Here is a 14,518-nt window from a genome sequence, read left to right on the forward strand (position 1 = left end):
CGGTATTTCAGCGATCTTTAGTACCTAGCGATGTCTACGACGGGCTATTCGGCGTCGCAAATATGCGAATAAATTAGGATTATGCGAAGCGCCTGAAATGAAAATATTCTAACTTCCTAACATCTGCAAGTTATGCAAAGTAGCGTAAAGCCCTCTCTGCTGCAATAGTTGATCGTGACTTCCCTGTTCGATTAATTCGCCCCGCTTCAGAACAAAAATTCGGTCTACATTCCGAATCGTAGACAGGCGGTGAGCGATAATAATCGCGGTACGTCTGAGCAAAAGCTGGTTTAATGCCTCTTGAACTAAAGCTTCTGTGCCAACATCTAAACTAGCGGTAGCTTCATCTAGTACCAAAATTTGGGGATTGCGAATCGCAGCCCGCGCAAAGGCTAAAAGTTGCTTTTGACCACTAGAAATATTTGTACCCCGTTCTCGAAGTTGAGTATCATACCCTTGGGGTAGTTCTTCTATAAACTGGGCAATGTTGGTTTGCTCTGCTGCTTGTTGAATCTGTTCAATAGTATAGCCATCTCCTAAAGAAATGTTGCTTTTTACATCGCCAGCAAACAAAAAGCCTTCTTGTAAAATTACTGCCATGTAGCGCCGCAGTTCTGCCTGTGGTACCTCCCGAATATCGACACCATCTATGAGAATACGTCCTTGGGTGGGTTCGTAGAGGCGGCACAAAAGACGGATGATCGAAGTTTTACCCGCACCTGTGGGACCGACTAATGCCACTTTTTCACCAGGATGAATGGTAAAATCTAAATCTTTAATTACGTAATCATCATTTTTGTAAGCAAACCAGACGTGATCAAAGCGAATTTCTCCCAGTTCTGCCGGGGAAGTCACATCTAGGGATTCTAGATTTGCAACTATCTCGTCTATGTAGCCGAATTTAGCATCAAATATTGAGAAGCGGACATCGGCGCGATCGCGGATTTCTATCGGTTCATCTAATATATCCCCTACGCGTTCAATGGCAGTGAAACCAGCTTGAATTACTGTAAATTTTTCGGCAAAATCCCGTAAAGGGTCAAATAATCGCTGGGCATACAATATAAATGCAGATAAAGTTCCAAAAGTCAAGCTTTTTTCTAACAGTAACCAACCACCCATACACAAAACAGCTGCGATCGCAATCAGACCAATCCATTCTAAGGTTGCGGAAATAAATGAATCATAAAAGATGGTTTGATCCATTTGCTGAGTGTAGCGAGTGTTCGTGGCGCGAAACAATTCGGCATTAAATTTTTCCCTGCGGAACAACTGCACTACGTTAATGCCAACCACATTTTCTTGTAGCTGTGAGTTCAGGGTAGAGAGTTCTTCCCGCCCTTTGTAATTGGCTTTGCGGTACTGTTGCTGAATATAAACAGTTAACCAGGTAATTGGTAACAACATCAATAGCAGCAAGCAAGTTAGTTGCCATTGGATGGAAAACATTAAACCCAAAATCACCAGCATGGTAAACAAATTGGATACAATGCCAATTGCCCCAGTAGAGAAGACATCGCCTAACACTTCCACATCGCTGGTGATTCTGGTAATTAACTTACCTACGGGCGTGCGGTCAAAAAAGCGTACTGCTAGAGATGTCACATGCTGGAATAAATCTTGGCGAATTGCGGCGGTGATTTGTTGCCCTAGCTTCTGTACTACATAACCCTGGTAGCCTGTGAAAATCAATCGGATAGCGATCGCAATTACCAATAATCCCTCCAGGATATTTAGCCCTTCTGACAAGGGGCGATTCCTGAGAAATTCGTAAGCGCTTGGTTCATTGCGAATCAGGGAGATAACTTGGCCAATCAACAACGGTTGTACCGCATTAGCTAGCGCGATCGGTATGAGTAGGCACAACGAGAGCGTTAACAGTCCTCTGCTACGACGGGCATAAGGCACTAAACGCAAAAACAACCGCCAGTCATTTTCATTCCGACGATGTTCTTGCGTATAAGATTTTTTGAGAAATTGGTAGATGCTCATAGTAAGAGCATTATATTAATGTTTGTAAAAAAATACGCTTGTTTAAAGTAGCATTTGGACTGCTACTCTGATACCATGCTTAAGATAGAAACCGCAAGACTGCAATTAAGACCGTATACTCCTCAATACCTGGATGAACTTGCTTCCATTTTGAGCAACTCAGCAGTTATGAGCCATTTTAAATCATCCCCGTTACAAAACTTAATTACGTTAACGATTCCGCGATCGCGTCGTCACTGAGCGTGCGTTGCCCTGAGCTTTGTCCTTGGTGTGGTAACAGAGCCTTGTGGAAGTACAGCGTCTCGTAGAGAAGGGTCGAAGTACAGCGTCTCGTAGAGAGGGTCATTACGAATTACGAATTATTATTAAAGCTTTTTCGAGGCGAACGCCTGACATAAATTTTAATCAATACCCATCAAGTAATAATTATGCAATTAATTATGGAATTGGGCGCTTTTAATAAAATTTCGTAAGACACGGAATTCATTGACTTGCCCAAAAGCGCTATTTATATTTATAAGGGTTATGGCGAGGAGGTATCTCTCAACTTCCTTGGGCGATCGCACAAGAAGCGTCGCAAATAAACTAAATGTCAAAATTAGGATACTATCTTATGGAATCTTTCGGGATTTATACACTTGCAAATGATGCCGTTTACGATCAATTAGTGGCATTTTTGAATAGTATTGAGGTTAATGTTAGCCCAGATATTCCTGTTTGTATTATTCCCTATGATGAGAGATTAGACTTAGTTCAAAAAGAAGTCAAGTCTAGAAAAAACGTCAGCATTTTTGATAATTGGGAGGCAATACAGTTCTGGGAAGACTTTACTCACCAAGTTTGGGCAGTTCATCCAGATACTAGAACTTCCAAAATCTCACGTAATTGGTGGTCATCAGGTCACTTACAAAGAAAAATGTGTGTTTTTAACGGGCATTTTGATAGGTTTATATTTTGTGATGCTGACAGCCTTCTGATGAAGCCAGTTGATGATATTTTTGAAAAATTAAACGCATACGATTTTGTGTTTGATGACTGGATACACACTAAAGAACGCACAAAAGTACCATTAAATATTCCGCTTTTAGAAACATCTAAGATTGCTTACGAAAAAGACATCCGTCCTAAACTTCATTGCTCTGATTTTTTCGGTTCTAAATCAGGGTTATTTCCAGAAAAAGATTTAGATTTATCTAAAAAATTATTAATTGAAGATAGAGAAGTTGAATGGCTAACTACATGGTGGGATGATGCACATTTATTTAATTATTTGACATGGAAATCAAATCTGGCCTTATTTAATTTTACCCTCAGTCCTAATGGTCAAGACAGAACAGGTAACTGTGCTAACTCAGACCCTTTTGTAAATATTGATAATATCCTGTACAACCAAGATGAATTAAAACCAATTCATCGCATTCACTACATGAACTATTCTTCTATTGATTTCGCCCGTTTATGTCAAGGCGAAGATGTCAATATTTGTTACAGAGAGGAGTTTTTATACTATCGTTTTCTTAAGGAACCAGAGAAAAGGCCGCAACAGCTAAAACAGCCTAGTATTCCGACCAAAAGTAATCGATTAATTCAAAAAGTAGTGAAGAAACTTCAAATAACTCTTTCTTAAGTTTTAGGCTTTGGACAAAAACTGAAGATTTCAAAAAATTCTGGTTAATGCTAAACAAGTAATTATGGAGATAGAAACTGCTCGGCTGCAATTAAGGCACTTTTCTCTAAACGACTTTGATTACCTATTTCGCTTCTACAGTGATGCAGAAATCATGAGGTATCTGTCGCCAAGAACAAGGGAACAAACCCAGGCAATTTTAAGCAAACATATCCAAGAGTGGCAACAAAATAACTTTGGGATGTGGGCAGTAATACACAAATAAACTGGTACAATGATTGGCCGTTGTGGACTTGGTTTTCTGGAAAATACACCGGAAATTGAGCTTGGCTATGTGTTTGACAAGTCCTATTGGAACATGGGATTGGCAACTGAAGCCTCTGTTGCAACTTTAAAGTTTGGATTTGGGGAAGTGAAGCTAGATCGGATAGTGGCGGTGGCTCATCCAGAAAACATCGCTTCAGTGCGTGTGATTCAAAAGGTAGGGATGAAGTACCAAAAGAATGCTAGCTATTACGGCCATGATGTTGTGTATTACGCTATCTCACACACAGAATGGCAGGCGGATGATTCCCTTTACATTTTGCAATCTTAAAACTATCGAACCAACCGCCAAACATCAAAACCACTGCAAACGTCAATCGAACTGTAGAGAATACAGCAGTTTGCAAGTAAGTGAGGTACACAATGCAGGGGTGAAATCAGATATAAACAGTTTCTACCTCTTGCCTCCTACCTCAAAATCCATAGCTTTATACTTCTTTATGCAAAAGAAAACTGCTGTAAATAAGACCTCTTGCATAAATCAAAAATAAGAACCCCACCCCCGCCAAAGCTACGCTTTGTCTCCCCTCCCCGCAAGCGAGGAGGGGCTGAGGCTAGGCTGAGGGTGTGGTGTTAGGGACTTTTGCAAGAGGTCTATAGTTTAGGTCTTTGGTAGGGGCGTATAGCTGTGCGCTCCTCTAGGTTATTTGTAATAAAGATTTTTGTAAAAATGAAACGACATCATACTTCTCTCTTTACGTCTTATATCTAAAGGTAGAAGATAAAAGTTAACTCATTTTTGGAAAACCTAACCTAAGAAGGGTTCATTTCCAAAAAACTTCATACCTATTTATCGCAAGAATGCAACTGAGGTAAGATGACGCAACCTTTAAATCGAGTCAAGGAGTGGGAAGAACGTCGTGATGAAGCGAGCCGCTACTACCGCCGGGGGAAATTTCAAGAATCTCTCGATCTTGCAACCAAGAATTTACACTTGGCTAGAGCCATTCCAGACCGAACCAGAGAAGGTTACACATTAAACGACCTTGGTTTAGCTCACCTCAGTTGCTGGCAACCTCAAAGAGCATTAGAGCGCTTTCATCAGGCGCTTTCGGTTGCTGTTGAAATTGGCAACGTGCCAGCACAAGCAACTGCACTTAGCAATCTGGGTTCTACATACAGCCGTCTTGGACGCTTTTCGCAAGCCTTGGAATATTTTAGACCGCAAAGCGAGACGCAAGCCCCTAGATTTATCTATGGGGTCGAGTCGATTAGGTGGTTAAAACCACCTAATCGTATGGTAAAATCATCTCTGTGAGTAGGAATAACCGTGAGCGTGTTGAAGCATCCTAGTGAGGGCGAAATTCCCGTTATCTCAGATAAATCGCGGCATTAATAAGCCTAAATGTTTATCTTTTTGGTAACAAGTAATCTTCTGGATGTGGAGCGTAACAACTTTTTTAATCATGGACTCGGAAAACAAAAACAATTAAAAATTTTGCGCAATTGCAATACCTCTCGTACTGGTAGTTGTTTTGAGCGTCTAGGGGGATATTTGCCTATCCCTTCCAAGTTCGGCTTGGAGAATCCCCGCCATTAATGGCTGGGGAGTGTCAAAAAGCACTGCCAATCTTTAGGCGATCGCAAGATACTGAAAGTGAAGTTTCTTCTCTCAATGATGTAGCGTTAATTTATACCCGCTTCGGAAAACCGAAACGGGCACTATTATTACAACACGAAATTTTGAAGATGCGGCGATTGCTAGGTGACTTTTCTGGTGAAGCAACAACGCTAAATGGCATTGGGTTTGCTTACAATGTCTTAGGCAAGTTTGAGCAAGCTCTAGAATTTTTTCAAGCAGCACTTCCAATTCAACGAGCTGTCAAGAATTTGGCTGGTGAAGCAACCACTTTGAATAATATTGCCTCAGTCTATAGTAATTTAGGAAAGCCGAAACAGGCGCTATTGCTCTACTATCAAGTTCTTTTGACACGTCGAGAAATCAGCGATCGCTCTGGCCAGGCAACAACCCTTCATAACATTGGTTTTACCTACAGCACTCTGGCAGAGAATCGGCAGGCAATGAAGTTCTACAAACAAGCCATTACGATTTATCGACAACTAGACGATTGTCTCGGAGAAATTTCAACTCTGCTGAATATGGGAAACATTTACGCCACAACAAAACGCAAAAAATTGGCGCGATCGTCCTATCAAAATGCCCAAGAATTAGCAGAACAAATCGAACATCACTTACTCCTGGAAAAAGTACAGCAGTTTAGAGATTCTCTGTAGTTAGATGCAGTAGGGGCAGAGCATTGCTCATTGGTATCAACTTAGAACCAGGGCGAATATAATTCGCGCTTCTAATCCCAGTTAATTGTATTTTCTGTTACCGTCAGCCAGATATTGCTCAACAGGTTACGATCAATTAAGATGTAATAATTTTTTACGGCACCGCCAGGAGTCTCTTTATGTTCATTGATGAATTGTCACCTATATTCAGAGAATTTATCCAGCATCCAGTATTATTTGTGGGTGGGTTATTCTCTGGTGTGCTTCGGCTTAATCTTGCAGATGATCCAGTTAAAACCTGGCTGGATCAACAGAGCCGCTCAAATAGTTACACCAGCACCACAACAGACGCACATAATGGCAAAGGCATTGGGCCTCAACAGATTTCGATTGACTAAATTTTGGCGCGATCGCAAATCCGGTTAATCATTTTGGTGAAGTACCTACACTGTACCGTTCGCGGTAGCGTTCCGCAGGAAAGGTCAGTGTAGGCTTACAGCGTTACTTAAGGAAATATGGAATCTCTAACCTCTCGGATGCAGGGGGTACAGTCGCCAATTATTCCTGTGGTTGGGGAACTGATTAAAAACTCTCCTGGAACAATTTCTCTAGGACAAGGTGTTGTTTCTTACAACCCACCACGGTCAGCCAGAGAATTTTTAGCCAAATTCTTCGCCGAACCCGCTAATAATTTATACAAATCAGTTGAGGGAATTCCCCCCTTGCTGACTGCACTTGCAGGAAAACTGTCAGCCTTCAACGGCATTGAAATCAATGGGGAAAACTGTATTGTTGTGACAGCAGGGAGCAATATGGGATTTATGAATGCCATTCTTGCGATCACTAACCCAGGCGATGAAATTATTCTGAATACGCCCTACTATTTCAACCACGAAATGGCGATCGCAATGGCTGGTTGTCGTCTGGTGTTAGTGGCGACGGATGAAAATTACCAACTGCAAAAAGAAGCGATCGCTCAAGCAATTACTCCGAAAACACGAGCTGTAGTGACAATTTCACCAAATAATCCGACTGGAGTTGTTTATTCTGAAGCAGCATTGCGCCAAGTAAATCAAATTTGTAGCAATCGGGGCATTTACCACATCAGCGATGAAGCCTATGAATACTTTACCTATAACGGGGTAAAACACGTTTCTCCTGGTGCCTTTGGGAGTAGCAGCGAGTACACTATTTCTCTCTTTAGCCTTTCCAAAGCCTACGGTTTTGCCAGTTGGCGCATTGGCTACATGGTGATTCCCAAACACTTATTTGTCGCCGTTAAAAAAGTTCAGGATACAATTTTGATTTGTCCGCCAGTCATTTCCCAATATGCAGCTTTAGGGGCATTGCAAGCAAAAGAGGAGTATTTGAAGAGTAATATAGGTGCGTTAACCCAAGTGCGGCAAGTAGTACTCGATTCCCTTAACCGTCTACAAGGTTTATGTAGCATTACACCTGCTAATGGCGCTTTCTATTTTTTCCTCAAAGTTAATACCCAGATGGATGCTTTTGAGTTAGTTAAAAGACTAATCCAGGAACATAAAGTAGCAGTCATTCCAGGTACAACTTTCGGCATGGATGATGGATGCTACCTACGCGTTGCTTATGGAGCGCTGCAAAAAGAGACGGCAAAAGAAGGTATAGAGAGATTAGTGCAAGGTTTGGAAACTATAGTTAGGAGTTAAGAGTCATTCAATTTTAGATTTTACATTTTTCCTTAAATTTATCAGGGACTTAGGCTATATTAGCGTACCTCGTCCGCAATCCCCAATATAAAATTGAACATATGCCAATTATTAATAAGCTAATTGAAATTGAAACTGAACCAAAAATTAATATTCATCATATCACGCCACAAATCCAAGATTTGTTGGCTTCAACATCAATTAAAAATGGACAAGTTTTAGTATTTTCTCGACACACCACAACAGCGTTAGCTATTAACGAAAATGAAGTTAGATTGTTAGAAGATATAAAAATGTTTTTGCAAAAATTAGCACCGGAGTCAGGCTGTTATTTGCATAATGACTTGCATTTAAGAGATGTCCCGGAAAATGAACCGATTAATGCTCACTCTCACTTAATGGCAATGATGCTGACCACTAGTGAGATAATTCCCATTGTGGATGGTAAATTAGCTTTGGGAACCTGGCAATCTGTATTGTTTTTTGAGTTGGATGGCCCGCGCAAAAGAACGATATTTATCCAAATCTCTGGGGAATAATGCAACTTCAAACCTGCAAGATTTCCAGAACAACCTAAATCTGAGATAATTACGAACACGACGAACAAGTGTATGAGTTGAATTTACTTACAACAATTAAAAACCTGAAAGAATGTTTTCAAGAATAACCTTCCTTTTCACAAACCAGGACTTTCATTGTGTCAAAGGCAGACGCTATTAGTGATGAAAAATAACGATAACTTTGTATTACGTAATACTTGGTACTATGCTCTGCCTAGTAATCAGATCAAGCCAGGTATGATGATCAGCCGCATTTTCTTGGGAGAACCGGTGTTACTAATTCGTGACCAGGATGGCAAAGTGTCTGCGATCACAGACATTTGTCCTCATCGTGGTGTCCCCTTGAGTTGTGGTAGCTTCGATGGGCAGGAAGTGGAATGCTGTTACCACGGTTGGCGCTTTAACTCGGCTGGGCGCTGTACTGCGATCCCGTCTCTTGTGGAAGAACAGCAGATAGATTTGAGTCGCTTCGACGTCCAATCATACACAATTCGAGAAGCCCAAGGGAATATCTGGATATATATGGTTGATGTTGATAACCCTCAACCTGCTTCTGAGATGGAGATTCCGGTAATTCCAGGATTTGATGAGCGATCGCTACGGGGGGCTTCGCCAACGCCCCAATTTATAGAGATAATGAGATTCCCCTGTTTTATAGATCATGCAGTGGTAGGTCTGATGGACCCTGCCCATTCACCCTATGTGCATCGTGCTTGGTGGTGGCGAAATGAGCAACTGCATGAAGAAGTGAAGCAATTCGATGCTTCGCCCTACGGCTTCACGATGCGACGACACCGATTACCACCGAATGGGGGTCGATTATACTGGCTGATTGGCGGTGGTGTCCCGGAAACGGAGATTTCTTTTCGTTTACCTGGAGTCAGAATAGAAGAAACCACAATTGGCAACCATCGAGTCGTTAATTTAACGGCAGTTACACCTATTTCAGACACAGAAACTGAGGTAACTTTTGCTCTTTACTGGACACTCCCTTGGGTAGGATTTTTCAAGCCACTGCTGCATGTGCTGGCGCGGACTTTCATTGGCCAAGACCGGACGGTTGTGGAAAAGCAGCAGATTGGCCTGAAATATAACCCCGTGCTGCGACTGATTAAGGACTCAGATATGCAGGCGCAGTGGTACTACCAGTTAAAGCGGGAGTATGCTCGGTCTGTCACTGAAGGACGAGAATTTGTGAACCCTGTCAAGGGTCAAATACTCCGATGGCGTGCCTAAATTAATCCAAGCTAAATTCTGTAAATTCAATGCGCCCAAACAGCATATTTCGGTCTACGGCTGAGAAAATTTTATTATTGGTGCGTTGGCTATTTAAACAGCGACCAACTAACTGCGCGACATCTGCACGATTGATGCTACCAATAATGTGCGGATCTTCAGTCAAAACGCCATTACCCGTTCCTGGTTCTGACTTTAGTCCACCAGGACGGATGATTGTATAGGTGAGTCCACTGGCAATTAAGTGTTGTTCAGCTTTCTCTTTCTCAGCTAAAACTTTTCCTAGTACCGCTAAAACTTGGGGTGACGCAGCAACAACACTATTGCCAGCACCAATCGAAGAAACAAGAATAAACTTTTGCACACCAGCTTTAACTGCTGCATCGATCAGATTTTTATTACCAGGGTAATCGGGTCTTTCTACATCTGATGGTAAACCGCCAATTGTACTGATAACAGTGTGAATAGGTTCATCTGTCAGCATTGCGCGTTCTACATCCTCAACATTCAAGGCATCTCCCAGAACTACCTCAATACCGATTCTTTCTAGTTCAGCAGCAACTGCTGTTGTTCTCAGGAGTGCTTTAACCTTTAGCTGTTGCGATCTCAGGTATTGGGCAATTTCTCGACCAACACCGCGACTTGCTCCAGCCAGAAAAATGTCAGATCCACTTGTCATAATAAGCTTAACTACTTACGCTCAAAGGATTTTATCAGAGGATTGGCAGTATTTAATAATTGTTCGAGCAACTGAGATGCTTCTGGTTGGTGGCGAACATGAGTGTCAATAAACAAACTAATGATTTCACCCATCAGCAAACGCAAGTTTTCTTGGGGTTGAGTAGCTTCTAAGTCGAGAGAGGGTCTAACTATAGTGGAGTCTGACTCATCAACTATCGAAAAGTGATTTGCTCCCTCTAAAATTACCAGATAGGTGTCATTTCGTCCCCCAGCAATTGCTTCTTGGAATGTACGTATCACCGGGGTGCTAGCATCCCCACGACTTAAACCATAGAGTTCAGTACTGTTGTTAACCATGAATCCATCACGGGTTCCTCCCATCAGTAGCAGTGGTAGGGAATCTGGTAAAGGCAAGATAGTTCCTGGTTCATACCCCATCATTAAAACTCCTCTGGTACTTGCGCCATAAGAAAAAGATGCAGCAACTTCAGGGAAAAACCGAGGGTCAGCATTTTCCATAGATAGCCTACCACCCGCAGAGTGTCCACCGAGAATGATCCGTTGTAAATCCAGCATTCCTGCTAAAATTCCCTGATTTTGTAACTGTTCGAGTTTAGCTAGGAGTGCTGGCAAAGCCGAAGCTGTGGGAGCAGTACGATAAATTGTGGGTTTCATCTTTTCCAAATCAATCCCAGGTGTGAGGCTAATTACACCTGGTAGATTTTTGGCAATCCAATTAAAGAGAACCACTACCAATCCACGTTCAGCGAGTTTAACCGCCAGCCATTGGTATTGTTGAGCATCACAGTTAAAGCCGTTGAATAAAATCACTACTGGAAAAGGTGCGTTTTCTGGATTAGCTGGCTCAATTCCGGTACTTTTTTCTATCTGACTCCCCGTTATCTGTGCTGGATAGAGAATTTTCAGGTGAATAGTATCGTAAGGTGACTGGACACCCTCAACTTTGGCAGCTTCAAAAAAAGCACGAACTGTCATCTGTACCTTCCTGACTATGACTTAAAGAAAATCTTCCTCTCAGTGTACAACTGTTCCTCGCAAGTAAAATCCAATGATCTAAAATAACGAAGTAACCAAGTAGAAAGCAGAAAGCAGCAGTAAAGACGCGATTAGTCGCGTCTGTATAGGAGTCAGGAAAATCATTTCGCTGATTAGGATGTCAAGTTGAATTATGTTTACCTACTGGTAATTAAAAAATATTAGTACAAGAATTATACTTAACCCAATTGCAGGAAGTATTTTAGTAGACAATTGTGCCAATCTAGCAAATAACTTTTCAATGGATTTACTTATGGCTAAAAAATCTCAAGCAAATGTAGAACAATACCAAGATGTCAGATTATCTGCCACCACAAGAATCTGGGTAATTACAGTAGCCATTCTCGGAGTTTGCGTTCCACTTTCAGTCGTTACGAGAAGCGGTGCTATTCTTCCTTTAGTTGCTATTGGTGGCGCAGCTGTTGGTACAGTTGCTATTTGGCGTTCTGATGAGCAAAAATCAAAAACCAACTATTTGCAACAGCAGCAAATAGAACTGTTAGAGCAAAGATTAGCGAATTTAGAAACAATTGTTAGCAGTGATGACTTGAACTTGCAAATGAAAATTAAACAGATCGAGTCCAGAGATACTTTTGGCGACTCCTCTGATGTAAGTACTACACCTAGACAACCAAAACGCAAAGGTTAAAATAATTCCTAATTCGTAATTCCTATACTGCAAGAGTTTCATTGGTTTGGAATGGGTGGTTTACTTCCGCCATGCTGTACTAGGTTATTTTTGTGTAGGTACTTATTGACTTAACGTTCCTGCAACATTTAAAATCCCTCTAAGATAAACTTTCCTTTACAGCTAGAACTGTTTCTACGGAAACAGTATCTCGTTCTCCATGTCCGTTAGAATTGACTGACATGATTGAATTCTCTATACTTCATCTGCATCAGTTAATGAAATATCTAAGTGCTATCCATCTATATCTTTCCCGCAAATGTATGCCAATGGCTGTATTTTATTAGACTGCTAACATTACGGAATTTTTAATTAACTAAGGTTATAAACTTGAGTAATTGCGTTGGTATAGCTTACCTTAGGTATGCAACAGTTTGCCGCAGGAATGCAGATGGATTGGATTAGCTTACTCAAAGCTCAACAAACTGACTTCCTTCAACGTGTGAAAAAACCTAAAACTTATGACTTATCTTTGCTGGAAAGTCAAGTCAAAGGTTGCCACACTGAAATTATGGGATTTTGGGGCGAGCCTTTGGCAAAACTCCAAGAGCTTTCTCGCCAACAAGCAGAAGTTCTCGCCAAAAATCCACCGCCGACGCCGCCTGAATATCCTGAGCCTCCCGACTGGACGATACCTTTTCCTAAATACTTCCAACAGCAAGCCCAAGATTATCTTTTTCGGGAGCATATTGTTGACTGGGTGATAACTGAACGCTTAGGTAAGTTGGTAAAAAAGATATCACAAGATACCTTGGAAAACATGATTTTAGATGATGAGGGAAATTTGTGTGGCGAAAGCAAATTCTCTTATGTACTCAAAGATAATCCTCAGCTAAGTGTTCAAGTTTACGTTGCTGATGGAGAAAGTTTTAATGGTATTAAGAAAGACAAAATTAGGTGGTCAGTTACTCAAGAAGATTTAAAAAATCACCAAGTATTAATTTTTCTGTGTTTGTTTTATCCATCTACAGGTAATTTAGGATACGAAAAACAAAGCATAATTACAGGTTTTTTACCTGCAAATCAAATTGAATTTCCTGAGCCAAAACTCTACATCACTCCAAGTAAATTATTGTATGCGGGGGGATTGAGTTGGTATTTAGAATCACTTATTGGCAAAAAAGACGCGTCGCCAGTAATTAATGAGAGCGCGATCGCAGATACAATACAAACTCTACCATCAGAGCATTGCCTTAAGGATATAGTAGGTGACTGGGAATGCTGGCAGACGTTAAAAGGGCATAACAGAGGCATTAATTGCCTAGCTTTCAACTCCGGGTGTAAGAATGGCAAAGCCTTACCCATATTGGCAAGTGGTAGTCGTGGAGAAACAAAGCTCTGGGATTTAAGTAAGGGTGAATTAATAGATACATTATCAGAGTATCCTTGGGTGATATCTGGGCTGGTGGATGAAGTGAATTCCCTCGCCTTTAGTTCAGATGGACAGACTTTAGTGAGTTGCGGTGCAGATTCCACAATCAAGCTTTGGCACGTGGGCGCACTAGACTTGATAGATATTTTGCACAAACATAATGGGGTAGTGCGGTGCGCTGCCTTCACCCCAGATGGTAGAATGTTAGCGACTGGGGGAGATGATAGAAAAATTCTGTTTTGGGATTTGATGCAACGTCAGGTTGCGATCGCACTCTCTTTAGATGATACAGCAGCTCATTCCCTGGTTTTGAGCCAAGACGGGGAAACTCTGGTGACAGGTAGCTACCGCAAAATCAAAGTTTGGCATACCTCACTTTTGATGGGAGTCAAAAGTTTAAAGGACACACAACCACTGCATACCCTTATGGGTCATTCTCACATCGTTGGTTCCTTAGCAATCAGTGCAGATGGTAAACTGCTGGTGAGTGGTAGCTGGGATCAAACGATTAAAATTTGGCAATTGGAGACTGGGAAATTACTTCATACTCTTAAAGGACATAGAGATAGAGTATATGCGATCGCTTTAAGTCCCGATGGACAAATTATCGCTAGTGGTAGTGCTGATAAAACCATCAAATTATGGCATCTAGAAACCGGGGAATTGCTGGGTACTTTTACAGGTCATGGGAATATAGTCACAGCATTAGCTTTTACAGCTTCCGGTGAGATGTTGGTTAGCGGGAGCTTGGATAAGACAATTAAAATTTGGCAACGGAGTTGAAGTTAGGAGTTAGGAGTTAGGAGTTAGGAGTTAGGAGTTAGGAGTTAGGAGTTAAAAAGCTCCGTTCATCCACCTTTGATACTCGTTAATGAGTCTTTGAACTGGATTCATCCACCTTTGATACTCGTTCATCCACCTTTTATACTCATTAATGAGTCTTTGATACTACTCTCTGCGCCTCTGTGCCTTTGCGTGAAACTTAACACCCTACTAACAGCGTTTCCAAGTAGGGAGTGAAATTATATACAATAGGTTATCAGTTACTTATACTCAATGATA

Annotated in this window: 10 protein-coding genes and 3 pseudogenes; 10 read left to right on the forward strand and 3 right to left on the reverse strand. The window is 41.5% G+C overall.

Features of this window, described 5'->3' with window-relative positions:
- Nucleotides 1-108: 108 nt before the first annotated feature.
- Nucleotides 109-1,992, reverse strand: a complete 1,884-nt coding sequence (locus V7K31_RS21905; RefSeq protein ID WP_335096819.1) for an ABC transporter ATP-binding protein — start codon at nt 1,990-1,992, stop codon at nt 109-111.
- Nucleotides 1,993-2,605: 613 nt separating this feature from the next.
- Between V7K31_RS21905 and V7K31_RS21910 the strand changes: the two genes are divergently transcribed.
- The 8 genes and pseudogenes from V7K31_RS21910 (at nt 2,606) to V7K31_RS21945 (ending at nt 9,659) form a co-directional block, all read left to right on the forward strand.
- Entirely contained in the window at nt 2,606-3,619 is a 1,014-nt protein-coding gene (locus V7K31_RS21910; protein ID WP_335096820.1) for an Npun_R2821/Npun_R2822 family protein, read from the forward strand.
- Nucleotides 3,620-3,683: 64 nt separating this feature from the next.
- A pseudogene (locus tag V7K31_RS21915) lies at nt 3,684-4,214 on the forward strand (GNAT family N-acetyltransferase).
- A 546-nt stretch (nt 4,215-4,760) separates the two neighbouring features.
- A pseudogene (locus V7K31_RS21920) lies at nt 4,761-5,102 on the forward strand (tetratricopeptide repeat protein); the annotation flags it as partial.
- 398 nt (nt 5,103-5,500) lie between these two features.
- A pseudogene (locus V7K31_RS21925) lies at nt 5,501-6,178 on the forward strand (tetratricopeptide repeat protein); the annotation flags it as partial.
- A gap of 179 nt (nt 6,179-6,357) precedes the next feature.
- Nucleotides 6,358-6,576 carry a hypothetical protein gene (locus tag V7K31_RS21930; RefSeq protein ID WP_335096821.1) on the forward strand — a complete coding sequence of 73 codons (219 nt, stop codon included), beginning with the start codon at nt 6,358-6,360 and terminating at the stop codon, nt 6,574-6,576.
- A gap of 117 nt (nt 6,577-6,693) precedes the next feature.
- Nucleotides 6,694-7,863 carry a pyridoxal phosphate-dependent aminotransferase gene (locus V7K31_RS21935; RefSeq protein WP_335096822.1) on the forward strand — a complete coding sequence of 390 codons (1,170 nt, stop codon included), beginning with the start codon at nt 6,694-6,696 and terminating at the stop codon, nt 7,861-7,863.
- 101 nt (nt 7,864-7,964) lie between these two features.
- A complete protein-coding gene (locus V7K31_RS21940) occupies nt 7,965-8,402 on the forward strand; it encodes a secondary thiamine-phosphate synthase enzyme YjbQ (RefSeq protein ID WP_335096823.1) in 438 nt (145 codons plus the stop codon).
- A 183-nt stretch (nt 8,403-8,585) separates the two neighbouring features.
- Nucleotides 8,586-9,659, forward strand: a complete 1,074-nt coding sequence (locus tag V7K31_RS21945) for an aromatic ring-hydroxylating dioxygenase subunit alpha (RefSeq protein WP_335096824.1) — start codon at nt 8,586-8,588, stop codon at nt 9,657-9,659.
- Nucleotide 9,660: 1 nt separating this feature from the next.
- Here the strand turns inward: V7K31_RS21945 and V7K31_RS21950 are convergent, their stop codons facing one another.
- On the reverse strand, nt 9,661-10,338 hold the full coding sequence (locus tag V7K31_RS21950) for an SDR family oxidoreductase (RefSeq protein ID WP_335096825.1): 678 nt from the start codon (nt 10,336-10,338) through the stop codon (nt 9,661-9,663).
- An 11-nt stretch (nt 10,339-10,349) separates the two neighbouring features.
- The gene (locus tag V7K31_RS21955; protein ID WP_335096826.1) at nt 10,350-11,336 is read right to left on the reverse strand and encodes an alpha/beta hydrolase family protein; all 987 of its coding nucleotides are present in this window, start codon (nt 11,334-11,336) and stop codon (nt 10,350-10,352) included.
- Nucleotides 11,337-11,649: 313 nt separating this feature from the next.
- On the opposite strand from V7K31_RS21955, the gene V7K31_RS21960 reads away from it, so the two are divergent.
- Both V7K31_RS21960 and V7K31_RS21965 read left to right on the forward strand, forming a co-directional pair.
- On the forward strand, nt 11,650-12,045 hold the full coding sequence (locus tag V7K31_RS21960; RefSeq protein WP_335096827.1) for a hypothetical protein: 396 nt from the start codon (nt 11,650-11,652) through the stop codon (nt 12,043-12,045).
- 403 nt (nt 12,046-12,448) lie between these two features.
- Nucleotides 12,449-14,239, forward strand: coding sequence for a WD40 repeat domain-containing protein (locus V7K31_RS21965; protein ID WP_335096828.1), 1,791 nt, complete (start codon nt 12,449-12,451; stop codon nt 14,237-14,239).
- Nucleotides 14,240-14,518: the final 279 nt, after the last annotated feature.

The sequence above is a fragment of the Nostoc sp. genome (assembly GCF_036917675.1).
Lineage (GTDB): Bacteria > Cyanobacteriota > Cyanobacteriia > Cyanobacteriales > Nostocaceae > Nostoc.